Genomic DNA, 23,530 nt, shown 5'->3' with positions numbered 1-23,530 from the left:
ATTAACGCTTGTCAGTTGATACGTAGTCACGTTGAGTGTAACCAGTATAAAGTTGACGAGGACGGCTGATCTTATGACCAGGTTGAGATAGCATCTCATCCCAGTGAGTGATCCAACCAACAGTACGTGCCATTGCAAAGATTACAGTGAACATGCTTGTTGGAATACCAATCGCTTTTAAGATAATACCAGAGTAGAAATCTACATTAGGGTATAGTTTTTTCTCTACAAAGTATGGGTCTTCAAGCGCAATTTGCTCAAGCTTCATAGCAATATCAAGAAGTGGATCTTGGATATTCAGCTCAGCTAAAACTTCGTGACACGTTTGACGCATTACTGTAGCGCGTGGGTCAAAGTTTTTGTAAACACGGTGTCCAAAGCCCATAAGGCGGAACGGGTCAGCTTTATCTTTAGCTTTAGCTACGTATTCATCAATACGGTCAACAGAGCCAATCTCTTCTAACATGTTTAAACATGCTTCATTAGCGCCGCCGTGAGCAGGGCCCCATAAAGATGCAATACCAGCTGCAATACATGCATACGGGTTAGCACCAGATGAACCAGCAAGACGAACTGTTGAAGTTGATGCATTTTGTTCATGATCTGCATGAAGCATAAAGATTTTATCCATCGCTTTTGCAGTTACTGGATTAACTTTATATTCTTCAGCAGGTACAGAGAACATCATGTGTAAGAAGTTTTCTGCGTAGCTTAAATCGTTACGTGGGTATACAAACGGTTGGCCGATATTTGTTTTATAAGCCATTGCCGCGATTGTTGGTAACTTAGCAACAAGCTTAACTGCGCTTGTTTTACGTTGTTCAGCATCAGTAATATCAAGGTCTTCATGATAGAAAGATGATAATGCACCTACTACGCCACAAAGCATTGCCATTGGGTGAGCGTCAAAGCGGAAACCTTGGAAAAAGTTAGCAATCTTCTCGTCAAGCATAGTGCTTGTAGTGATTTCATTCTTAAAAACTTCATATTGTTCTTTAGAAGGTAACTCACCATTTAAAAGTAAGTAACAAAGTTCAATGTAATTTGAGTCTTCAGCTAATTGCTCAATTGGGTAACCACGGTGAAGTAGTACACCTTTACCACCATCAATATAGGTGATTGCAGATTCACAAGAACCAGTCGACATGAAACCTGGGTCATAAGTAAAGTGACCGTGTGAACCTAACGTACGTACGTCGATTACATCTTGGCCAGCAGTGCCTTGATAAATTGGAAGTTCGATTGGATCTAGTCCATCAATTTGGACTGTGGCTTTTTTATCTGCCATCGTTATGTATCTCCTATTAAGATATCTATTCTGATTTTTAGATTTTAAAGTTCTGAAATCTGTTTTAAGCACATCTTCTCATTTTAACGTGAAAGAGGGGGTTAAAGTCAATTTTTATAAACATTATGCATATATGTATAATAAATATTCGGTATTAATTAAATATAATACTATTGGCTAATTCGCAAACATCTCTAAATAAACAAGAATTGTAAAAAGCCCTGTGGGTATATATACTAACGGTGGTTTTAAACCGTATTGTATTTGGGTAAACATATTCTTAACAGCTTAAAATTTACAGGTTTGTGAACTTTAATTGTTTTGGTACGTTTATTTTGATAGTTCCATCAGTAATATTTGGTGGGTTTTTAGAAAAACAAGTAGATGAGCTCCACTGTGAGCAAAGATGGGCAAGTAACTGTGAAAAAGCAAAGACCTGTAAATCTAGATCTAACAACTATATCTATGCCGGCAACGGCTAAAGCTTCAATTTTTCACCGCGTCACCGGTGTTGCATTATTTTTTGCTTTAACGTTTGTCATTTGGGCTTGGTCTGAGTCTCTCTCTTCAGCTGAAAGTTTTGAATTCGTCAAGGGTCTGTTTAACGGATTCATTGCCAAATTTATAGCTTGGGGCACTGTTTCTGTATTAGGTTATCACCTTATTGGTGGTATCCGTCATATGATTATGGATATGGGACATTGGGAAGAACTTGAATCAGGTAACCTCAGCGCTAAAGTTTCAATGGCTCTTGGTGTTGTGTTTGCCGTATTGGCAGGGGTGTGGATATGGTTTTAAATCAAGCAACTCTAAAACGTGATGGTGTACAAGATTTCGTATCTTTACGTACCACGGCATTAATAATCAGCGCTTACGCGATTTTTATTATAGGCTATTTTTTAGCGACGCCAGAAGTCACTTTCGAAGCCTGGACAGGCCTCTTCTCTAACCTAGCAATGAAAGGGTTTACGTTAATTACCCTTGTTTGCATTATGGTTCATACCCGCATTGGCCTTTGGCAAGTTCTTACAGACTATGTTAAGTGCGCAAAGCTTCGTGCAGTTTTAGGTTTTGTATTAAACCTAATGGCCGTTGCTTACGTAGCTATTGGTCTAATCGTATTATGGGGTGTTTAAGTGAAATATTCTGTTCGTGAATTTGACGCCGTAGTAATTGGTGCAGGTGGTGCAGGTATGCGCGCTGCTTTAGCAATTACAGAATCTGGCAAAACGTGTGCATTAATATCTAAAGTATTCCCAACGCGCTCACACACTGTATCTGCTCAAGGCGGTATTACGGTTGCGCTTGGTAATTCACACGAAGATAACTGGGAATGGCATATGTACGATACCGTTAAAGGTTCCGATTTTATCGGTGACCAAGACGCTATTGAATACATGTGTCAAACTGGCCCAGAAGCTATTACCGAATTAGAAAACATGGGTTTACCATTTTCTCGTTTTGAAAATGGCCGTGTTTACCAACGTCCTTTCGGTGGTCAATCGAAAAACTTTGGTGGTGAACAAGCCGCGCGTACTGCAGCAGCTGCTGACCGTACTGGTCATGCTTTATTACACCTTCTATATCAACAAAACGTTAAAAACAAAACAAATGTATTCTCTGAATGGTATGCACTTGATTTAGTTAAAAACGATAATGGTGATGTAGTAGGGTGTACTGCAATTGAGATTGAGACAGGTGAAGTTACCTTCTTCAAATCTAAAGCTGTTGTATTAGCTACTGGTGGTGCAGGTCGTATATTCGCATCAACCACTAATGCTCACATTAACACTGGTGACGGTGTTGGTATGGCAACACGTGCTGGTATTTCTATGCAAGACATGGAAATGTGGCAGTTCCACCCAACGGGTATCGCAGGTGCTGGTACGCTAGTAACTGAAGGTTGTCGTGGTGAAGGCGGTTATCTTTTAAATAAAGATGGCGAACGCTTCATGGAACGTTACGCACCAAACGCAAAAGACTTAGCGTCTCGCGACGTTGTTGCACGTTCAATGATGACTGAAATCCGTGAAGGTCGTGGTTGTGATGGTCCTTGGGGTCCACATCTTAAGTTAAAACTTGACCATTTGGGTGAAGAAACACTTAACTTACGTCTTCCAGGCGTATGTGACCTTGCTAAAACATTTGCTCATGTTGACCCTGCAAAAGAGCCAATTCCAGTAATTCCAACTTGTCATTATATGATGGGTGGTGTTCCTACTAATGTAAATGGACAAGCGCTACAAATCGATGCTCAAGGCAACGAAACAGTAGTTCAAGGTTTATTTGCAGTAGGTGAGATTGCATGTGTATCTGTACACGGTGCAAACCGCTTAGGTGGTAACTCATTACTTGATTTAGTTGTGTTTGGTCGTGCTGCGGGTAACTTCTTAGGTAAGTACCTAAATGACGTTGAAATATCTAAAGCTGCTTCAGAATCAGACTTAGAAGCGTCTCTTGCACGTTACAATCGTTGGGAAAATTCAACGGCTGGCCAAGGTGAAGATCCAGTTCAAATCAAAAAAGACCTACAACAATGTATGCAGCTTAACTTCTCGGTATTCCGTGAAGGTGACTCAATGGCTGCAGGTCTTCAAGAACTTAAAGAAATTCGCGAACGTCTGCAACATGCTCGTCTTGATGATAAATCATCAGACTTCAATACGCAGCGTATCGAATGTCTTGAACTAGACAACTTAATGGAAACAGCTTACTCGACTGCAGTAGCTGCAAACTTCCGTACAGAAAGCCGTGGTGCACATTCTCGCTTTGACTACCCAGATCGTGATGACGAAAACTGGTTATGTCACTCAGTATTCAATCCTGTAACGGATGAAATGAGCAAGCGTGATGTAAACTATGCGCCTAAAACGCGTGAAGCTTTCCCACCTAAAGCACGTGTTTACTAGGAGATAGACGATGGCACAAGTACAATTTTCAGTTTATCGTTATAATCCAGATGTTGACAACGCTCCTCGTATGCAAGAATACACCTTGCAAACAGAAGAAGGTCACGACATGATGGTGTTGGATGCACTTATTCTTTTAAAAGAACAAGATCCTACATTATCTTTCCGTCGTTCATGCCGTGAAGGTGTGTGTGGATCTGATGGTGTTAACATGAATGGTAAAAATGGTTTAGCATGTATTACTCCTTTATCTACGCTACAAAAAAATGGCAAAGGTAAAATCGTAGTACGTCCATTACCAGGTTTACCTGTGGTTCGTGACCTTGTTATTGACATGAGTCAGTTCTACACTCAGTACGAAAAAGTTAAACCTTATTTAATTAATGATCAGCCTGCAGCAGGCGAACGTCTTCAAACTATTGAAGAACGTGATAAATTAGATGGGCTTTATGAGTGTATTTTGTGTGCATGTTGTTCAACATCGTGTCCTTCGTTCTGGTGGAATCCAGACAAGTTCATTGGTCCAGCAGGCCTTCTTCATGCTTACCGTTTCTTGGCTGATAGCCGAGATACAGCAACTGAAGAACGTTTAGCGGATTTAGACGATGCGTTCAGTGTGTTCCGTTGTCACAGTATCATGAACTGTGTTAGCGTTTGTCCTAAGGGTCTTAATCCGACCAAAGCAATTGGACAAATCAAATCTATGTTACTAAACCGAGCGGTTTGATAGCTTAGTAAAGGTAAGATGGCTAATATTAAATTATATTAGCCATCTTGTTATAATAACTATTAATTTCTGCGCTAAAAAAAAGGGCTTATAAATGCACGAAGGTGTGATGAAGGCATGGCTAGAATCTTCACATTTAAACGGCGGCAACGTTGCTTATGTAGAAGAGCTTTATGAAGCGTATTTAGACGATGCGACTTCTGTGCCAGACGAATGGCGAGAAGTGTTTGAACAATTACCTAAAGTTGATGGTGTGGATGTTGAAGTAAAACATTCAGAGGTTCGAGCACAGTTTGCACAGCTTGCAAAAAACAAGCATAGAGAAGTAGTGGTAGCAGAGGGTAGTGGCGGTGACCTTAAACAGGTTAAAGTTCTACAACTTATTAATGCTTTCCGTTTTCGTGGGCACCAAAATGCAAACCTAGATCCATTAGGTATTTGGCAACGAGAGCGTGTACGAGATTTAGAGCTAGAGTACCACGACCTATCTTCAAGTGATTTTGACCGCGAGTTTAACGTAGGATCGTTTGCCGTAGGGCGCGATACTATGCCTTTAGGTGAACTATACCAAGCACTAAAAACTACATATTGTGGTTCAATTGGCGCTGAGTATATGCACATCACATCAACAGAGGAAAAACGTTGGTTACAACAACGTCTAGAATCTGTCCAGTCTAGGCCTAAATTCTCAAAAGATGAAAAGCTACGTATCCTTAAAGGGCTTACTGCAGCAGATGGTCTAGAAAAATATTTAGGGTCTAAGTTCCCTGGTGCTAAGCGCTTTTCACTTGAAGGTGGCGATGCGTTAGTTCCAATGCTTAAAGAGCTTATTCACCGCGCTGGTGAAAGCGGCCAACAAGAAGCTGTTATTGGTATGGCTCACCGTGGTCGTTTAAACGTTTTAGTTAATGTACTTGGTAAAAATCCATCAGAATTATTTGATGAATTTGCTGGTATACATAAAGAAACGTTAGGTTCTGGTGATGTTAAATATCACATGGGTTATTCGTCTGACTTTGCTACCAAAGGTGGCAATGTACACATGGCGCTTGCGTTTAACCCATCTCACCTAGAAATCGTAAACCCTGTTGTAATGGGCTCTGTACGTGGTCGTCTCGACCGTTTAGGTGATAAATCAGGCATTAAAGCACTACCTATTACCATCCATGGTGATTCTGCTATTGCTGGACAAGGTGTTGTTCAAGAAACGTTTAACATGTCACAAACTAATGCGTTTAGTTGTGGTGGTAGTATTCGTATTGTTGTTAACAACCAAGTAGGTTTTACAACCTCTAAGCAAGATGACGTTCGCTCAACGCCATACTGTACTGACATTGCTAAAATGGTTCAGTCTCCAATATTCCATGTTAATTCTGATGATCCTGAAGCCGTTGCATTTGTTACTCAACTTGCTCTTGATTTTAGAAATCAGTTTAAGCGTGACGTAGTAATTGATTTAGTTTGTTACCGTCGCCATGGTCACAATGAAGCTGATGAGCCTAATGCTACGCAGCCTTTAATGTACCAAAAAATTAAAAAGCATCCAGTGCCGCGTTTAATCTATGCAGACCAACTGATTGCTGAAGGCTCTTTTTCTGAAAAAGAAGTTAAAGCCTTAGCTGATGAGTACCGTGATGCACTAGATGAAGGCAGCTGTGTTGTTTCAGAAATACAGCCAGAGACGTCGCATTCTTCTGAGTGGGCCAAATATATTGGTCATGAATGGAATGTTGACTACGATGCTAGCGTATCTGTAGAGAAGCTAAAAGCTCTTGGTGAGAAAGTAGCTTCTTACCCAGAACAACATAAAGCTCAATCTCGCGTTAAAAAGATTTATGACGATCGTAAGCTAATGGCCACAGGTGAAAAACCACTTGATTGGGGTATGGCAGAGACTCTTGCCTATGCAACAATTGCGTCTGAAGGTACTGACATTCGTTTAACAGGACAAGACACAGGTCGAGGAACATTCTTTCATCGTCATGCTGTTGTTCATGGTCAATCTGATGGTACAACTTACACTCCTTTACAGAATTTAAGTGAAGATCAAGGCACATTTGAAGTCTTTGATTCTGTTTTATCTGAGGAAGCTGTCGTTGCGTTCGAATATGGATATGCTACCGCTGAACCTAAGTCTCTCGTAATATGGGAAGCGCAATTTGGTGACTTCGCCAATGGTGCACAAGTTGTATTTGACCAGTTCTTAAGTTCTGGTGAGCAAAAGTGGGGCCGTTTATGTGGGCTTACAATTTTGTTACCTCATGGCTACGAAGGTCAAGGGCCAGAGCATAGTTCAGCGCGCTTAGAGCGTTTCTTACAACTATGTGCTGATCACAACATGCAAGTATGTGTTCCTTCAACGCCGGCGCAAGTTTACGCTATGCTTCGTCGTCAATCAGTTCGACCACTTCGTCGTCCTCTGATTGTTATGACGCCTAAGTCGCTACTTCGTCACCCGCTTGCAACTTCATCACTTGAAGAGCTTTCACACGGTGTTTACCATAATATGATCGACGAAGTTGATGATATTAACCCTGAGAAAGTAGAGCGCGTTGTATTTTGTAGCGGTAAAGTTTACTACGAGTTACTACAAGAGCGTCGTAAGCTTGAGCAAGATAATATTGCAATTGTACGTGTTGAACAGTTATACCCGTTCCCACACGATGAAATGCAAACAATTATAGAGCGCTACCAACACGTAACTGATTTTGTATGGTGTCAAGAAGAGCCACAAAACCAAGGTGCATGGTACTGTTCACAACATCACTTTATTGATGCAATCCCACAAGGTGCTAAATTAAAATATGCAGGACGTAAAGCGTCTGCATCACCAGCGTGTGGTTACATGTCAGTACATACTAAAGAACAACAAGCGCTCGTTGCCGACGCGCTTACTATAGAAAATAAAGGATAAGCAATGAGCACAGAAATTAAAGTTCCTGTTCTTCCTGAGTCGGTTGCAGATGCTACCGTTGCTACATGGCATGTAAGTGTTGGCGACAAAGTAACTCGCGATCAAAACTTAGTAGACATTGAAACAGATAAAGTGGTTTTAGAAGTTGTTGCACAGCATGACGGTGTAATAACAGAAATATCACAAGAAGAAGGTGCAACCGTACTTGGCGACCAAGTTATGGGTTTACTTGGTGATGCTGATGCAGCGCCAGCAAGTGAAGGTTCAACTAAAGAAGAATCAGCACCAGCTAAATCAGAAGACGCGCCAGTGGCGCAATCAGCACCAGCATCAGAAGGTAAAGAAGTGGATATTAAAGTACCTGTACTTCCAGAATCAGTTGCAGACGCAACAATTGCTACATGGCATGTACAACCAGGTGACGCGGTAACACGCGACCAAAACTTGGTAGATATTGAAACAGATAAAGTTGTTCTTGAAGTAGTAGCTCAAGAAGATGGCATCATGGGTGATATCATTCACGGCGAAGGCGATACTGTATTAGGCGAGCAAGTAATTGGTTCGGTTAAAGCAGGCGGTGCACCAGCGGCTCCAGCTGCAAAAGCAGACGCAGCGCCAGCAGCAGATTCAAGCGAAAGTTCAGATGTGTTAACACCATCAGTTCGTCGTTTAATTGCTGAGAAAGGCCTAGACGCTTCTAAAATTAAAGGCACGGGTAAAAATGGTCGTGTAACTAAAGAAGACGTTGATACTTTCTTAAAAGCACCAGCGCCAGCGGCTAAAAAAGCAGAAGCTTCTGCTCCTGCAGCACCAATGGGCGATCGTACTCAAAAACGTGTACCTATGACTCGTTTACGTAAAACGATTGCGACACGCCTTCTTGAAGCTAAAAACTCAACTGCAATGTTAACTACATTCAACGAAGTGAACATGGGACCAATCATGAGCCTTCGTAAGCAGTACCAAGAAACGTTTGAAAAGCGTCACGGCATTCGTTTAGGTTTCATGTCTTTCTATGTGAAAGCGGTAACTGAAGCTCTTAAGCGTTTCCCAGATGTAAATGCATCAATTGATGGTGACGATATTGTTTACCATAACTATTTCGATATCAGCATTGCAGTATCTACTCCACGTGGCTTAGTTACTCCAGTACTTAAAGATTGTGACAAACTATCTGTTGCTGAAATCGAAAAAGGTATTCGTGAGCTAGCACTTAAAGGTCGTGATGGTAAGCTTACGCTTGCTGATATGACGGGTGGTAATTTCACTATTACTAATGGTGGCGTATTTGGTTCATTGCTATCTACACCTATCATTAACTTGCCACAGTCTTCAATCTTGGGTATGCATAAAATCCAAGACCGTCCGATGGCTGTAAATGGTAAAGTTGAAATACTACCTATGATGTATTTAGCACTTTCTTATGACCACCGTATCATTGATGGTAAAGAATCTGTTGGTTTCTTAGTAACTATTAAAGAGTTACTTGAAGATCCAACTCGCTTATTGCTAGATGTTTAATCTAGTTGTATGAAATGTAAGCTGTGAATGAACATTCACAGCTTTTTTTTTGCGCCTTTGGTCGTACTGGGGTTTTCATGTTAAGCCTTGGGATCTATACTAGGTGCGCAATTTGGGATAGTTGTTTATTTGAAAAAATATTCAGCTCTTTTAGTATAAAAAATTGGATAAAGCATCATGAATTTGCATGAGTATCAGGCAAAACAACTTTTTGCCGAATATGGTTTACCCGTTTCTACAGGTTACGCTTGCGATACACCTGAAGAAGCTGCTGCAGCTGCTGAAAAAATTGGCGGCGATATGTGGGTTGTTAAAACTCAGGTTCACGCAGGTGGACGTGGTAAAGCTGGCGGTGTAAAGCTAGTTAAAACTATCGAAGAAGTAAAAGCGTTTGCAGCTAACTGGTTAGGTAAAAACCTAGTTACTTACCAAACAGACGAGAAAGGCCAGCCAGTAGCTAAAATTTTAGTAGAAAGCTGTACTGACATTGCTAACGAATTGTACCTAGGTGCAGTAGTTGACCGTGCATCTCGTAAAGTAGTTTTCATGGCGTCTACTGAAGGCGGCGTTGAAATTGAAACTGTTGCTGAAGAGACACCAGAGCTTATCCACAAAGCAGAGATCGACCCGTTAGTAGGTCCTCAAGCTTACCAAGCACGTGAACTAGGTTTCAAATTGGGTCTTAACCCAGTACAAATGAAACAGTTTGTTAAGATCTTTATGGGTCTTGGTAAAATGTTCACTGATTTTGATTTCGCACTACTTGAAATCAACCCGTTAGTAATTACAGATGAAGGCAACCTTCACTGTCTTGACGGCAAAATCGGTATTGATGGTAATGCACTTTACCGTCAACCTAAAATCCGTGAATTCCACGATCCATCTCAAGAAGATGCTCGTGAAGCACACGCAGCAAGCTTCGAGCTTAACTACGTTGCTCTAGACGGTAATGTTGGTTGTATGGTTAACGGTGCAGGCCTAGCAATGGGTACTATGGACATCGTAAACCTACACGGCGGCAAGCCGGCTAACTTCTTGGATGTTGGTGGCGGCGCTACTAAAGAACGTGTTTCTGAAGCATTCAAAATCATTCTTTCTGACGACAATGTTAAAGCTGTTTTAGTAAACATCTTTGGCGGCATCGTTCGTTGTGACATGATTGCTGAAGGCATCATTGGCGCAGTTAAAGAAGTTGGCGTAACCGTACCAGTAGTTGTACGTTTAGAAGGTACTAATGCTGAATTAGGTCGTGAAGTTCTTAAGAACTCTGGTCTAGATATCATTGCTGCTGAATCACTAACAGACGCTGCTGAAAAAGTTGTTGCTGCTGCGGAGGGCAAATAATGTCTGTATTAATCAATAAAGATACAAAAGTTATCTGTCAAGGTTTCACTGGTGGCCAAGGTACTTTCCACTCAGAGCAAGCGCTTGAGTACGGTACACAAATGGTTGGTGGTGTTAGCCCAGGTAAAGGCGGTCAAACGCACCTTGGTCTTCCTGTATTCAACACAGTTCGTGATGCTGTAAAAGAAACTGGCGCAACTGCTTCAGTTATCTACGTACCAGCTCCTTTCTGTAAAGATGCAATCTTAGAAGCTATCGATGCTGGCATCGAGCTAATAGTTTGTATTACTGAAGGTATCCCTACACTTGATATGGTTGATGTTAAAATCAAACTAGATCAAACAGGTACTCGTATGATCGGTCCTAACTGCCCAGGTGTTATTACTCCTGGTCAAACTAAGATTGGTATCATGCCTGGTCATATCCACAAACCTGGTAAAGTAGGTATTGTTTCTCGCTCTGGTACTTTAACGTACGAAGCAGTTAAGCAAACTACTGATGCTGGTTTTGGTCAGTCTACGTGTGTTGGTATTGGTGGTGATCCAATTCCAGGTACTAACTTTATCGACGTTCTAGAAATGTTCGAAAAAGATCCACAAACTGAAGCAATCGTAATGATTGGTGAAATTGGTGGAACTGCAGAAGAAGAAGCTGCAGAGTACATCAAAGCTAACGTTACTAAACCTGTAGTATCTTACATTGCTGGTGTTACTGCACCAGAAGGTAAGCGTATGGGTCACGCTGGCGCAATCATTGCCGGCGGTAAAGGTACTGCTGATGAGAAATTTGCTGCATTAGAAGCTGCGGGCGTAAAAACTGTACGTTCACTTGCTGATATCGGTAAAGCACTTAAAGAGAAAACAGGCTGGTAATCGCTTGTTTTTCTTTAAAAAGGCCCGCATATGCGGGCCTTTTTGTTATTAGATGAAAATTTAGAACGGGTAACTAATATGCTGGAAAAAGCGTACAGATAAGTCTTGGCGTTGTTTATTTATAGCAAGCTCATTACACAGAGTATGGATTGTTTTTTCTACTTGGTTCATAAATCGACCATAGCCCATTTCATGTTTATCCTGCTGCGTTGCCACTACTACAAAATGCAGCGTTTCTACCAATTTACTTGCTTCATAAAAGTGCTTAATTTGATTTTCATTAGATTCAATATCAAAACTTAACTTTTGGAGTTCATCATTGCCTTCACTTTTATCTATTTTACTGTTGCGTATAATAGGCGTTGCACCGTTAGCAACCATAGCGCCATGGTTTAAGTTATTATTTTGACACGCACGTATAAATGCATAAGCAAAGTAGTCATAAAATTTAGCATAATCGTTTGTGTTCATTAGTGTTTGAAACTGCGTTTTAATAGCGCGCGAAACCGGTATAGTAAAAGTGGCGTAAGTCATCTCTGCATAATCATTGGGTATGCTGCATTGTCTTGATTGGTAGCGAGGGTAGAGACTTCTTAATTTGTAACCATAGCTTTCCTTGTTGCCTTTTTCTTTAGCAAATAGGTCATACGTTAAGTGTTGATGGTCGCGTAGTTTAAACTGGGGCTGATTTATTAAGAGTTGTCCTTGTAAAGTGTCTAACACTTTTTGTACTTTATTATGAAATTCTGCAGAGTTGGCTCGTAAATCATCGCCTGTTGCTAAAAATAGAATGCGTATTTTTTTACTCGGTGTACCTTCAGTGTAATAAATCTTATGCGCTTCGTGATAACGGGGATTATAAAAAAAGAGCATTTGTTTATCTGTTTCTAATTGATAAGACTCATCATTAAATCTTACAACAGGTAGTTTATCATTTGCTAATAAGTGCACATTATAAAGCTCGTACTCATCACAAGAAGCAAACAGCTGGCGTGCAATACGTTCATAGCAGCAATTTATATCACTAAAGCTTTTATAAAAATCGTGATTAGGGGTTATTTCAGCTAAAAGGTAGTGGTTAGCGCGTGCATTAGTTGGAATATATACACGATGTTGATTAAGTGTCGCCATCTTTAAATCCTTATAATGTAGGTTATTTACCTACTATAAACTGTTTAGATGACTTAAATATTGCGTTAAAACAAATTTTATTCATAAACAATGGTTCAGCTGAATTAAAGTTAAGCAATATCAAAAATAAACCTTAATCTAGTGCTGTATGTTAGTGTATGTTTTTGTAATAATGCATTAGTTTTGTTATTACGTAATATTTAGAGGACTACACTCCTATGGCGGAAATTGAGAATCGCCCAAGTAACTTTATTAGAACCCGAATTGATGAAGACTTAGCAAGTAAAAAGCATGCAACAACGCATACACGTTTTCCACCTGAACCAAATGGCTTTTTGCATATTGGTCATGCCAAATCAATTTGTTTAAATTTTGGCATCGCAAAAGATTACAACGGTTTATGTAACTTACGTTTTGACGATACAAACCCAGAAAAAGAAGACATTAACTACGTTAATTCTATAAAAGAAGACGTACAGTGGTTAGGTTTTAACTGGGATGGCGATATAAAGTATTCTTCTAACTATTTTGATACTTTATATGGTTACGCTGTTGAGCTTATAAATAAAGGCTTAGCGTACGTTTGTTTTTTAACAGCAGACGAAGCACGCCAATACCGTGGTACATTGAAAGAGCCAGGTAAAAATAGCCCGTACAGAGATACATCAGTTGAAGAAAACCTAGCGTTATTTGAAAAAATGCGTGCTGGCGAATTCAAAGAAGGCGAATGTGTCCTGCGTGCTAAAATTGATATGGCTAGCTCATTTATGGTGCTTCGCGATCCAATTATTTATCGCGTACGTTTTGCTCATCATCATCAAACAGCAGACAAGTGGTGCATTTACCCAATGTATGACTTCACGCACTGTATTTCTGATGCACTCGAAGGTATTACACATTCATTATGCACACTCGAGTTTCAAGATAACCGTCGTTTGTACGACTGGGTACTTGATAACATTAGTTTAGAGTGTCACCCACAGCAAATTGAGTTTTCACGTTTAAATCTTGAATACACAATTATGTCTAAGCGTAAGCTAAGCGATTTAGTGGTAAATAACCATGTAGAAGGGTGGGATGACCCACGCATGCCTACAATTGCAGGCCTACGTCGCCGTGGTTATACACCAGGTTCAATCCGTGAGTTTTGTTTGCGTATTGGTGTAACAAAACAAGAGAATATGGTTGAAATGGGTATGCTTGAAGCATGTATCCGTGAAGATCTAAACGAAAATGCACCACGTGCAATGGCCGTACTCGATCCTGTTAAAGTTGTTATTGAAAACTACGATGCAGACAAGGTTGAGGTTTTATCTGTGGCTAACCACCCAAATAAAGAAGAAATGGGTCGTCGTGATGTACCGTTTACTCGCGAAATTTACATCGAACGAGAAGACTTTAAAGAAGAAGCAAATAACAAGTTTAAACGTTTAGTGCTTGATAAAGAAGTACGTTTGCGTGGCGCTTATGTTATTAAAGCACAGCGTGTTGAGAAAGACGAAAATGGCGAAATTACAACTATATTCTGTACTTACGATACTGAAACACTTGGTAAAAATCCAAGTGATGGACGTAAAGTAAAAGGTGTTATTCACTGGGTTTCAGCACCAGAGTGTATTACGGCAGAAGTTCGTTTATACGATCGTTTGTTTAGTGTTCCAAACCCAGCAGCCGCTGATGAGTTTGAAACAACATTAAATCCAGAGTCACTGGTTGTTTTATCAAACGCTAAATTAGAGCCATCGCTTGCTAATTCACAAGCAGAGCAGGGCTTTCAGTTTGAGCGTACGGGTTATTTCTCTCGTGATTCTAAATCAGAGAACGTTGTATTTAACCAAACAGTGGGTCTTCGTGATTCATGGTCTAAAACTCAATAAGTAATATCTAAAAACCTGAACCCTGGATAATAAATCTATCTCGAGCAGCTATTTTCAGCGCTAATTGCGTTGAATTTACTTGCAATAGGTCAGCTATTGACGCGTGAATTCGCCTTGTTTTCACTTAAAATCTCTGGCTAGAGAAATAAATTTAAATATCACCATGATTCAATACGTTGGTAAATCTCTTAACCAGAGTTCAGGTTTAATATCCCCAGTATTTACTGGGTATATTCATTACAAGCGTATTTTAGACACAAAAAAACCTGCACTTAGCAGGTTTTTTATTGCTTTTTAAAAGCGGTATTAGCTGTTAGCGTCGCTAAATTCTTTACACGCTGCTTTATCGTTACACTCACCGTATAAATATAAAGAATGGTTTGTAAGTGTAATACCATTTTCTTCAGAAATTTCAAGTTGACGACGTTCAATCATCTCATCTTCAAACTCTACAACTTTGCCACACTTCAAACATACTAAATGATCGTGGTGTGTGCTTCCTGAAAGTTCAAATACTGATTTGCCACCTTCAAAGTGATGACGGCTTACAATACCCGCATCATCAAATTGGTTAAGTACGCGGTATACAGTTGCAAGACCAATTTCTTCACCTAGATCCAAAAGAATTTTGTAAACATCTTCAGCACTGATGTGTTGGTTATCTGGAGATTGTAAAATCTCTAATATTTTAATACGCGGTAAAGTTACTTTTAAACCGGCTTTTTTAAGTTCCAAGTTATGATCAGTCATTAAATCTGTCTCAATTTTATTTGGTTATACTAGACATCTTGCAAAGATGTACACGACACATTAGCAACAAACAGGATAACGTGCCTAAGCGTTAAGTGCAAAGAACAATTGATTTATATTGCCACTAAAGCTTAAAACGCTAACTGTTTGATAATTATTTAAACAGCTAGCGATATATGCAGTAAATTAGTCAGCTAATTCACTTAAACACATCTCTTCATATACTTGAGCAGACCATGCTTTAACACGTTGTTCTGTAAGCTCTGGTTGACGGTCTTCGTCGATACCCAAACCTACAAAATGCTTATCATCAGCCATGCCTTTAGATGCTTCAAAGTCATAGCTTTCGCTCGGCCAATGACCAACAACAATAGCGCCACGTTCAGTAACGATATCGTTGATCATGCCCATCGCATCTAAAAAGTACTCAGCGTAATCTTCTTGGTCTCCACAACCAAAAATAGCAACAAGTTTACCTTCAAAGTCTACTTCTTCAAGTTCTGGAAAAAAGTCATCCCAGTCACATTGTGCTTCGCCGTAGTACCAAGTAGGGATACCGAATAAGATTAAATCAAATTCAGCAATCTCTTCTTTAGAGCTTTTTGCAATATCATGAACAGCCACTAGCTTTTTACCCAATTCTTTTTGGATCATTTTTGCTACGTGTTCTGTGTTACCTGTGTCACTTCCGAAAAAAATGCCTACACTTGCCATGGATTTAAAACCTTTTATGTATCAATAGCCAATCTTTCTTGTAAAATCGTTTCAATCAGCGCACTGCGGCTAATATTTTGTGCATCTGCCATATCACTCAATGCTTGATATAACTGCGATGAAACTTTAAATTCAACACGCTTTAAGCCACGTGCTTTATCTCTTTTTATTTGATTACGTTTATTTACCTTTAACTGCATATCCCGTGATAGGGGATTGGTTTTAGGTCTGCCTGGGCGTTTTTCGTATTCAAATAAATCGAGTGTAGTTCTATCTGTTTCTGACTTCGCCATGCTTAACCTACACCTGCGCCTTGCCAAAATACTTGAATAAGACCTTTAGCAATAAAGCCTGAACAACCTAAAAAGAGCACGCCCCAGACAATGTATTGTCCGAACTTAGGCACATTGCCACTTTTTAGTACGTCTTTAATTGCCATGCCGATGAATATGAAAATACCGGCTAAGCCAAAATACAACCCTAGGGTATCAAATTCGTTAATTAACTGACTGACCATCAACGTATAACCTTTAAATTAAACGGCGCGTACTATAGCATATAATTATTCATATATTTAGTGCGCAAAATCAAAAACACGCGATTAAAATTGCTTTAAACCGCAGTTAAAAAGTCGTTTATCGCTTTATTTACAGCAAGTGGCTTTTGAGCATGAAGCCAATGGCCTGCGCCATGAATTATTTTAGCCTTGGTATTTTTAAAGCGAGCTTTAATTGCAGTACGATGCTCGGGCAAAATATAGTCAGAATCATTACCTTTAATGAAAAGAGTATCGCATAAACAAGAATTGTTTTCATTAACATTGGATGTGATTGTAGAATATTTTTCGTCAAGCACATTTAAGTTAAATCGCCATGCAAAATGACCTTCCTCATTTTTAGCGAGGCTTTTAAGTAGAAACTGTCGAACTCCCAGTTCTTCTATGTAAGGCTGCATTAGAGCATCAGCTTGTTTTCTATCGTCAATTGATTGTGCTGAAACCGCTTTTAATGCCTGTAATATTTTTGTGTGCCGAGCAGGGTAACTAACAGGTGCTATGTCAAGTACAACAAGCTTATTTACAAGTTCAGGATGTGTAAGCGCTAATTCCATTGCCACTTTACCACCCATAGAGTGCCCAACTAAATGTGCTTTATCTATGTTCAAATGTGCTAATAACTCAACAATATCTTGTGCCATTGCCGGGTAGTTCATTTCATCACTATGAGGAGAAAGCCCGTGGTTACGTAAATCAACGTTAATAACAGTAAAGTGTTCACTTAATGGTTTTGCTATTACATTTAGGTTTTCTAATGATCCAAAAAGCCCATGTATCAAAATAACATTAGGACCTTGCCCTTGTTGCTTGTAATTTAACTGCATACCCGCCTCCTGAAAATTTCGCCATAGTTTGCCGAGCATTGCTCTAAAAAGCAAAAAATACAGCGACTATTTATTAAATTGGGCTTTTGTTTGTTAAATCAACAACAATGAGGTAAATATTAATATGTTTACGGGAGTGCTTGTTGTAACTCGCATTTCTGATTGGTTTGGGTATAATCACACGGGAGAAAAAAATGTGACCCGTAATGACAGGAAGAACATGAAACAAATCGACATAGACGACGAGTTATATCAATATATTGCTAGCAATACGCAAAGTATTGGTGAAAGTGCATCCACTATTTTACGTCGTTTATTAAATCTGAGCGGCGAAAAAATTCAAACCGCAAACGTAGAACTAACTCAAAATAATCAAACTGCGACTACGTCTACCGCCACATTAAAAAGCTCAGAGCCATCTGCTGCTGAGACTTCAAAAAAACAAACGCCTGTAGCTCACGTATCCGTGAAGCAAAAAAGCGATAATGTTTTTAATGTATTAAATAAAGAAGAGCTGGCAATGCAAAAAGGTGTTGTTGGACGCTTTTTGTTTATTTTAAGTGCATTTTACCGCACACATAAAACTGATTTTTCTGCGGTATTAGACATAAAAGGGCGTGACCGTGTTTACTTTGCTACTAGTAAAGAAGCTTTAGTAAATAGCGGTAGTAGTATGAATCCTAAAAACATAACCGATAGTGAATATTGGGTTATGACTAATTCTAATACAACGCGTAAAAAAATGATGCTTCATGAAGTTGCTCTTTGCCTTGGATATAGTGCAGAGCAAGCTGAAAAAATTCGCGATTACCTGTAAGGAAATATAATGGCTATTCACTCAGGCGCAGGCAAAACTGCTCCACAATCGGCGCTTATTAACGTACCTAAATTAGTATCTGCGTATTACTTAAATGAACCTGATCTTGAACAAAATCCAGAGCATTGTGTTGCCTTTGGTACCTCAGGCCACCGTGGTTGTTCTTACGATGTTAAATTTAACGAATCACACATTTTAGCGATTACTCAGGCTATTTGTGATTACAGAAAACAAAATGACATATTTGGTCCGTTATTTTTAGGCAAAGACACACACGCATTGAGTGAAGCCGCATTTAACTCGGCTATTGAAGTATTAGTTGCTAACGAAGTGCAAGTGATAACGCAAGAAGACGGCGATTTTACACCAACGCCAGTTATCAGCCATGCCATAGTTAGCCACAATAAGCTACACCCAAATGAATTAGCAGACGGGATTGTTGTTACGCCTTCGCATAACCCTCCTGAAGATGGTGGCTTTAAATACAACCCACCTAATGGCGGACCAGCTGATACCGACGTCACTAAATGGATTGAAGACAGAGCTAATCAACTTTTACTAGAAGATTTAGTTGAAGTTGAGTTATTCCCATTCGCTAAAGCATCGCGTTCTGGCTTTATCCGCTACGAAGATTTAATGACTCCTTATATTGATGACTTAGCAAATATCGTTAATTTAAAAGCAATTAGCGATGCAGGTATTAAAATTGGTATCGATCCACTAGGTGGTTCAGGCATCAACTTTTGGCCAGTCATTGCAAAAAAATATAATTTAGATTTAACCGTAGTAAATGATGTTGTTGATCCACGTTTTGCTTTTATGCCACTTGATAAAGACGGCAAAATTCGTATGGATTGTTCATCACCTTATTCAATGGCAAATCTTATTGCACTAAAAGATGATTTTGATGTGTCTATTGGTAACGACCCTGACTACGATCGTCACGGTATTGTAACGCCAGACGGCTTAATGAATCCAAACCACTTTTTAGCAGTGGCAATCGATTACTTACTTAAACACCGTGATTGGAATGAAACCGTAGAAATTGGTAAAACATTGGTTTCTAGCTCTATGATCGACAAAGTAGCTGCTCGTAACAACCGTAAGGTTAAAGAAGTACCAGTAGGCTTTAAATGGTTTGTTGAAGGCTTAAGCAAAGGCAAGCTTGCCTTTGGTGGCGAAGAAAGCGCAGGTGCTGCATTCTTACGTTTTGATGGCTCTGTATGGTGTACAGATAAAGACGGCTTCATTATGGGTCTACTCGCTGCAGAAATACTTGCTGTGACAGGTAAAACACCATCAGCGCTTTATAAAGAATTAGAACAAGAGTTTGGTTCTCCAATTTATAAACGCCTAGATGCACCAGCCACAAGCGGTCAAAAATCACGTTTAAAAGCATTGAGTGCTTCTGATGTTAAAGCAGATACACTTGCTGGCGAGCCTATTTTGCAAAAATTGACTCATGCACCAGGTAACGATGCCGCCATTGGTGGTTTAAAAGTGGTCACTGAGAATGGCTGGTTTGCAGCGCGTCCATCAGGTACTGAAGATATTTATAAAATATACCTTGAATCATTTAAAGGTGAAGAGCATTTAGCGTTACTTGAAAAAGAAGCTAAAAAGCTTGTAGATTCAGTTATAAGCTAACTTAATCTAATAATTTTAAAACGGCTGATTTATTCAGCCGTTTTCGTTTCTATACCTTGTGTATTTATAAAAATATATGCATAAGAGTCTACTCTCACATTATTTTTAAAGGGCTTATTATATGTCAGCCAATCCATCTTACTTAAATGAATTAAAACAAACAGGCGATTTTTTAACGCTTAGTCGTGACAACGAATGGCATTTAGATGCAGGTGAGTTTGTTTTAGATAATGGGACTCGTGTAAATATACACGATACCGGAGTCATTGAGTTTCAACCTGCTGTTATAACGTCAAAAGATGTAGTTTATTCAAGCGCTGTACACGGTAACGAAACTGCGCCAATTGAAATTTGTGATGCACTTATTAAACAAATTATAAAAGGCGAGCTGATACTTAAGCAGCGTGTTTTGTTTATTTACGGTAATCCACAATCAATTAATATTGGCCTGCGTTTTGTAGAAGAAAACTTAAATAGATTATTTAATGGTCACCATACAGTTGAAGGTGTACCAATGAATAATGAGCGAAACCGCGCTGCAAAGCTTGAGCAATACGTAAGCGATTTTTATACACGTGGCGAGCAAGGCAGTAGCCGATGTCATTACGACTTACACACTGCAATTAGAGGCTCTAAAAACGAAAAATTTGCTGTGTATCCATTTTTACATGGTAAGCCATGGAAAAAGTCGCAGCTACAATTTTTATTGAGTTGTGGTGTAAATACCGTGCTTATGATGAAATCTCCTGCAACAACATTTAGCTATTATTCGTCATTTATACACGGTGCTGATTCTTTTACGGTAGAGCTGGGTCAAGTTAAGCCATTTGGTCAAAACGATATGGCTCGCTTTGAAAAAACAAAGCAAACCTTAACTGCATTAATTAGTCAAAATGAAGTTAAATACCCTGAATTTAATGCAAACGATTTTGAATTGTTTGCTGTCCATCGCACAATAAATAGAACGCAGAACGATTTTAGCTTTCCTTTTTCTGACGATGCCGAGAACTTTACTGGCTTTGCGAAAGGTGAACTACTTGCAACCGACGGTGATACAGCGATTTACGCTGACGTTGAAGGAGAGGCTATTATTTTTCCAAATGCGAGCGTAGCATTAGGGCAAAGAGCACTCCTTACTGTTATTCCAATGGATATTGATAGCAATTTCGTCTAATTTAACTCATCAGACCACTAGTAACTTAAAGTTAACTATATGATTACTATTAATTAAAGTAACCGTATCGTTAACTTGCCACTTATTTAACCAGTATTTGCTTTTGTTTCGTCCTAGATCTGTTGAATAACACTTTACGTTAACGTAAAGTGTTGGCAGCTTTAATTAAAGATAGTGCAGATGTTGCAAAGTTTAACCAGCAACAATCACCCACAATAATAATTTAAAGGGGCACTGTTTTACCGACAACAAAAGAAGGTAGGTTATGAGTAATCCAAATAACGTATCGCTGAATATTAACCACGAGCTTGAATTTATTGATGGTCAAGCGCTTAATATTCCAACCCTTAGTATTTTAACTGAGGACGGCGACATTCATCCTAGTGCAACCGCACCTGACATTTCAAAACATACCGCTATTAAGTTATATGAAACAATGCGTTTTATACGTTTGTTAGATGAACGTATGCAAGGCGCGCAGCGCCAAGGCCGTGTTAGTTTTTATATGCAATGCCTAGGCGAAGAAGCCGCAGTTACAGCCTCTGCTGCTGCACTTGATCAAGACGATATGATCATGGCTCAATATCGTGAACAGGCAGCCCTGCATTATCGTGGCTTTACGCTTGATCAATTTATGAACCAAATGTTTTCAAATGAATTGGATTTAGGCAAAGGCCGTCAAATGCCAATTCACTATGGTTCTAAAGCGCTAAACTACATGACGATTTCATCGCCATTGGGTACGCAAATACCACAGGCAACGGGTTATGCATATGGCCAAAAAATAAAGCACATCGACGCTAAAACAGGCGAGCTTGCCAGCACAATTGATAATGTGACTATTTGTTACTTTGGTGAAGGTGCTGCATCTGAAGGTGACTTTCATGCCGGTTTAAATATGGCCGCTGTTCACAGAGCGCCGGTTATATTTTTTGCACGTAATAACGGCTATGCAATATCAACCCCTGCTGATGAGCAATTTAAAGGCGATGGTATTGCCTCGCGTGGTGTGGGTTATGGCATTAAAACAATTCGTGTTGATGGCACAGATGCACTTGCTGTTTATGCGGCAACTAAAAAAGCACGCGAAATAGCCTCAACACAAGGTGAGCCTGTACTCATTGAATCGATTGCTTATCGTTTGGGTGCGCACTCTACGTCAGACGATCCAAGTGGTTATCGCTCTAAAGATGAAGAAGCGAATCATCAAACGTGCCCTATTGATAAATTTAGAAAATGGCTGGTCAAGCAAGACTGGTTAAACGAAGAAGACGATATAAAAGCAAAAGAGTCGATTCGTGAAGAAATTTTAGCCGCGCTTAAACGTGCTGAAGTTGTTGCAAAGCCCGCTTTAGAAGAACTGGTATCTGACGTTTACGATACACCAATTCCATTATTGCAACGCCAGTACGAGCAACTAAAAGAACATATAAAACAGCATCCAGATGCTTACCCAGTAACCGCAGGGAGAATTAAGTAATGGCTAAAATGAACATGCTCCACGCAATTAACTCTGCTCTCGATATTACGATGAATGAACACCCTCAAGCCTGTATTTTTGGTGAGGATGTTGGTTACTTCGGTGGTGTATTTAGAGCAACATCGGGCTTACAAGAAAAGTACGGTAAACATCGTGTTTTTAATACGCCTTTAACCGAGCAAGGTATTTTAGGTTTTGCTAATGGTTTAGCTGCTTTTGGTGCGCCTGCATTGGCAGAAATTCAATTTGCTGATTATATTTTCCCAGCGTTTGATCAAATAGTAAATGAAGCCGCTAAATTTCGTTATCGCAGTGGTAATGAATTTAATGTCGGTAACTTAACTATTCGTACACCTTATGGTGGCGGTATTGCTGGTGGTTTATACCATTCACAATCACCCGAAGCCTATTTTGCACACACACCGGGTTTGAAAGTAGTTGTACCGCGTAACCCTTATCAAGCTAAAGGTTTATTACGTGCATCAATTAAAGACGATAACCCGGTCATATTTTTTGAGCCTAAGCGTTTATATCGTGCATCAATTGGCGAAGTGCCAGAAGAAGATTATAGTATTGAATTAGGCACGGCTGAAGTAGTGCAAGAGGGTGCCGATATTACGCTTTTAGCGTGGGGTGCTCAAATGGAGATTATTGAAGATGCAGCAAAGCAAGCAAGTGAGCAAGGTATAAGCTGTGAAGTTATTGACCTTCGTAGTATTTTACCATGGGATGTTGAAACGATTGCTAAATCGGTTATTAAAACCGGCCGTTTAATCGTGAGTCATGAAGCGCCTATAACCAATGGCTTTGGTGCAGAGATAGCCGCAACAATACAACAAGAGTGTTTCTTGCATTTAGAGTCGCCAATTTTACGTGTATGTGGTCTAGATACGCCATACCCGCTGGCACTTGAAAAAGAATACGTACCAGATGCACTAAAAGTGTTGGCTGCAATTAAACAATCAATGGATTTTTAGGGGTTACC

21 protein-coding genes are annotated in these 23,530 nt (G+C 39.7%); 14 read left to right on the top strand and 7 right to left on the bottom strand.

From position 1 onward, the window contains the following. Window position 1: 1 nt before the first annotated feature. Entirely contained in the window at window positions 2-1,288 is a 1,287-nt protein-coding gene (locus I6E70_RS11155; protein ID WP_007586875.1) for a citrate synthase, read from the bottom strand. 420 nt (window positions 1,289-1,708) lie between these two features. Here I6E70_RS11155 and sdhC point away from each other — a divergent pair, with 420 nt between their 5' ends. From sdhC to sucD, 8 genes are all read left to right on the top strand, one after another. After that, on the top strand, window positions 1,709-2,086 hold the full coding sequence (gene sdhC, locus I6E70_RS11150; RefSeq protein WP_076914908.1) for a succinate dehydrogenase, cytochrome b556 subunit: 378 nt from the start codon (window positions 1,709-1,711) through the stop codon (window positions 2,084-2,086). Continuing rightward, window positions 2,077-2,424, top strand: a complete 348-nt coding sequence (sdhD, locus tag I6E70_RS11145; protein WP_007586873.1) for a succinate dehydrogenase, hydrophobic membrane anchor protein — start codon at window positions 2,077-2,079, stop codon at window positions 2,422-2,424. The genes sdhC and sdhD overlap by 10 nt, the downstream gene beginning before the upstream one ends. Beyond that, window positions 2,425-4,197, top strand: a complete 1,773-nt coding sequence (sdhA, locus tag I6E70_RS11140; protein WP_007375750.1) for a succinate dehydrogenase flavoprotein subunit — start codon at window positions 2,425-2,427, stop codon at window positions 4,195-4,197. A 10-nt stretch (window positions 4,198-4,207) separates the two neighbouring features. Continuing rightward, a complete protein-coding gene (locus I6E70_RS11135; RefSeq protein ID WP_007375751.1) occupies window positions 4,208-4,924 on the top strand; it encodes a succinate dehydrogenase iron-sulfur subunit in 717 nt (238 codons plus the stop codon). A gap of 94 nt (window positions 4,925-5,018) precedes the next feature. Beyond that, window positions 5,019-7,838 (top strand): 2-oxoglutarate dehydrogenase E1 component, encoded by a 2,820-nt coding sequence (gene sucA, locus I6E70_RS11130; RefSeq protein ID WP_197188718.1) that lies wholly within the window; start codon window positions 5,019-5,021, stop codon window positions 7,836-7,838. 3 nt (window positions 7,839-7,841) lie between these two features. Continuing rightward, entirely contained in the window at window positions 7,842-9,359 is a 1,518-nt protein-coding gene (gene odhB, locus I6E70_RS11125; protein ID WP_007586871.1) for a 2-oxoglutarate dehydrogenase complex dihydrolipoyllysine-residue succinyltransferase, read from the top strand. A gap of 177 nt (window positions 9,360-9,536) precedes the next feature. Then, window positions 9,537-10,703, top strand: coding sequence for an ADP-forming succinate--CoA ligase subunit beta (gene sucC / locus I6E70_RS11120; protein ID WP_007586870.1), 1,167 nt, complete (start codon window positions 9,537-9,539; stop codon window positions 10,701-10,703). Then, window positions 10,703-11,575 carry a succinate--CoA ligase subunit alpha gene (gene sucD / locus I6E70_RS11115; protein ID WP_007586864.1) on the top strand — a complete coding sequence of 291 codons (873 nt, stop codon included), beginning with the start codon at window positions 10,703-10,705 and terminating at the stop codon, window positions 11,573-11,575. The genes sucC and sucD overlap by 1 nt, the downstream gene beginning before the upstream one ends. Before the next feature lie 60 nt (window positions 11,576-11,635). Here the strand turns inward: sucD and I6E70_RS11110 are convergent, their stop codons facing one another. Next, the gene (locus I6E70_RS11110) at window positions 11,636-12,706 is read right to left on the bottom strand and encodes a DUF3083 family protein (protein ID WP_010552675.1); all 1,071 of its coding nucleotides are present in this window, start codon (window positions 12,704-12,706) and stop codon (window positions 11,636-11,638) included. 218 nt (window positions 12,707-12,924) lie between these two features. On the opposite strand from I6E70_RS11110, the gene glnS reads away from it, so the two are divergent. Continuing rightward, complete coding sequence (gene glnS, locus I6E70_RS11105; RefSeq protein WP_165721945.1) at window positions 12,925-14,583, top strand: glutamine--tRNA ligase; 1,659 nt, start codon at window positions 12,925-12,927, stop codon at window positions 14,581-14,583. 306 nt (window positions 14,584-14,889) lie between these two features. On the opposite strand, the gene fur is transcribed toward glnS, so the two are convergent. The 5 genes from fur to I6E70_RS11080 form a co-directional block, all read right to left on the bottom strand. Continuing rightward, entirely contained in the window at window positions 14,890-15,333 is a 444-nt protein-coding gene (fur, locus tag I6E70_RS11100; RefSeq protein ID WP_007586857.1) for a ferric iron uptake transcriptional regulator, read from the bottom strand. 186 nt (window positions 15,334-15,519) lie between these two features. After that, window positions 15,520-16,047 carry a flavodoxin FldA gene (gene fldA, locus I6E70_RS11095; protein ID WP_007586856.1) on the bottom strand — a complete coding sequence of 176 codons (528 nt, stop codon included), beginning with the start codon at window positions 16,045-16,047 and terminating at the stop codon, window positions 15,520-15,522. 14 nt (window positions 16,048-16,061) lie between these two features. Continuing rightward, a complete protein-coding gene (ybfE, locus tag I6E70_RS11090; RefSeq protein WP_002962928.1) occupies window positions 16,062-16,340 on the bottom strand; it encodes a LexA regulated protein in 279 nt (92 codons plus the stop codon). Between the two features lie 2 nt (window positions 16,341-16,342). Then, window positions 16,343-16,564, bottom strand: coding sequence for a DUF2788 domain-containing protein (locus I6E70_RS11085; protein WP_002962930.1), 222 nt, complete (start codon window positions 16,562-16,564; stop codon window positions 16,343-16,345). A 95-nt stretch (window positions 16,565-16,659) separates the two neighbouring features. After that, window positions 16,660-17,427 (bottom strand): alpha/beta fold hydrolase, encoded by a 768-nt coding sequence (locus tag I6E70_RS11080; protein WP_007586854.1) that lies wholly within the window; start codon window positions 17,425-17,427, stop codon window positions 16,660-16,662. 220 nt (window positions 17,428-17,647) lie between these two features. On the opposite strand from I6E70_RS11080, the gene seqA reads away from it, so the two are divergent. The 5 genes from seqA to I6E70_RS11055 all read left to right on the top strand — a co-directional run bounded on the left by seqA (window position 17,648) and on the right by I6E70_RS11055 (window position 23,522). Beyond that, window positions 17,648-18,244 (top strand): replication initiation negative regulator SeqA, encoded by a 597-nt coding sequence (gene seqA / locus I6E70_RS11075; RefSeq protein ID WP_197188717.1) that lies wholly within the window; start codon window positions 17,648-17,650, stop codon window positions 18,242-18,244. Between the two features lie 9 nt (window positions 18,245-18,253). Further along, entirely contained in the window at window positions 18,254-19,891 is a 1,638-nt protein-coding gene (gene pgm / locus I6E70_RS11070) for a phosphoglucomutase (alpha-D-glucose-1,6-bisphosphate-dependent) (protein ID WP_101216491.1), read from the top strand. A gap of 121 nt (window positions 19,892-20,012) precedes the next feature. Continuing rightward, window positions 20,013-21,065: a succinylglutamate desuccinylase gene (gene astE, locus I6E70_RS11065; protein WP_007586849.1), complete on the top strand. Its 1,053-nt coding sequence runs from the start codon at window positions 20,013-20,015 to the stop codon at window positions 21,063-21,065. 265 nt (window positions 21,066-21,330) lie between these two features. After that, window positions 21,331-22,545: a thiamine pyrophosphate-dependent dehydrogenase E1 component subunit alpha gene (locus I6E70_RS11060; protein ID WP_010552681.1), complete on the top strand. Its 1,215-nt coding sequence runs from the start codon at window positions 21,331-21,333 to the stop codon at window positions 22,543-22,545. Beyond that, window positions 22,545-23,522 (top strand): alpha-ketoacid dehydrogenase subunit beta, encoded by a 978-nt coding sequence (locus I6E70_RS11055; RefSeq protein ID WP_008171214.1) that lies wholly within the window; start codon window positions 22,545-22,547, stop codon window positions 23,520-23,522. The genes I6E70_RS11060 and I6E70_RS11055 overlap by 1 nt, the downstream gene beginning before the upstream one ends. Window positions 23,523-23,530: the final 8 nt, after the last annotated feature.

Origin of the sequence: Pseudoalteromonas sp. NGC95, assembly GCF_015864705.1 — a bacterium.
Taxonomy (GTDB): Bacteria; Pseudomonadota; Gammaproteobacteria; order Enterobacterales; family Alteromonadaceae; genus Pseudoalteromonas; species Pseudoalteromonas arctica.
This window is presented reverse-complemented; position numbering and strand designations above follow the sequence as displayed.

Excerpts from the sequence above, each read along its gene's own strand:
- I6E70_RS11155 (WP_007586875.1), bottom strand. The coding sequence starts at position 1,288 with ATGGCAGATAAAAAAGCCACAGTCCAAATTGATGGACTAGATCCAATC.
- sdhD (WP_007586873.1), top strand. The coding sequence starts at position 2,077 with ATGGTTTTAAATCAAGCAACTCTAAAACGTGATGGTGTACAAGATTTC.
- I6E70_RS11135 (WP_007375751.1), top strand. The coding sequence starts at position 4,208 with ATGGCACAAGTACAATTTTCAGTTTATCGTTATAATCCAGATGTTGAC.
- sucA (WP_197188718.1), top strand. The coding sequence starts at position 5,019 with ATGCACGAAGGTGTGATGAAGGCATGGCTAGAATCTTCACATTTAAAC.
- odhB (WP_007586871.1), top strand. The coding sequence starts at position 7,842 with ATGAGCACAGAAATTAAAGTTCCTGTTCTTCCTGAGTCGGTTGCAGAT.
- sucC (WP_007586870.1), top strand. The coding sequence starts at position 9,537 with ATGAATTTGCATGAGTATCAGGCAAAACAACTTTTTGCCGAATATGGT.
- sucD (WP_007586864.1), top strand. The coding sequence starts at position 10,703 with ATGTCTGTATTAATCAATAAAGATACAAAAGTTATCTGTCAAGGTTTC.
- I6E70_RS11110 (WP_010552675.1), bottom strand. The coding sequence starts at position 12,706 with ATGGCGACACTTAATCAACATCGTGTATATATTCCAACTAATGCACGC.
- glnS (WP_165721945.1), top strand. The coding sequence starts at position 12,925 with ATGGCGGAAATTGAGAATCGCCCAAGTAACTTTATTAGAACCCGAATT.
- fur (WP_007586857.1), bottom strand. The coding sequence starts at position 15,333 with ATGACTGATCATAACTTGGAACTTAAAAAAGCCGGTTTAAAAGTAACT.
- fldA (WP_007586856.1), bottom strand. The coding sequence starts at position 16,047 with ATGGCAAGTGTAGGCATTTTTTTCGGAAGTGACACAGGTAACACAGAA.
- ybfE (WP_002962928.1), bottom strand. The coding sequence starts at position 16,340 with ATGGCGAAGTCAGAAACAGATAGAACTACACTCGATTTATTTGAATAC.
- I6E70_RS11085 (WP_002962930.1), bottom strand. The coding sequence starts at position 16,564 with ATGGTCAGTCAGTTAATTAACGAATTTGATACCCTAGGGTTGTATTTT.
- I6E70_RS11080 (WP_007586854.1), bottom strand. The coding sequence starts at position 17,427 with ATGCAGTTAAATTACAAGCAACAAGGGCAAGGTCCTAATGTTATTTTG.
- seqA (WP_197188717.1), top strand. The coding sequence starts at position 17,648 with ATGAAACAAATCGACATAGACGACGAGTTATATCAATATATTGCTAGC.
- pgm (WP_101216491.1), top strand. The coding sequence starts at position 18,254 with ATGGCTATTCACTCAGGCGCAGGCAAAACTGCTCCACAATCGGCGCTT.
- astE (WP_007586849.1), top strand. The coding sequence starts at position 20,013 with ATGTCAGCCAATCCATCTTACTTAAATGAATTAAAACAAACAGGCGAT.
- I6E70_RS11060 (WP_010552681.1), top strand. The coding sequence starts at position 21,331 with ATGAGTAATCCAAATAACGTATCGCTGAATATTAACCACGAGCTTGAA.
- I6E70_RS11055 (WP_008171214.1), top strand. The coding sequence starts at position 22,545 with ATGGCTAAAATGAACATGCTCCACGCAATTAACTCTGCTCTCGATATT.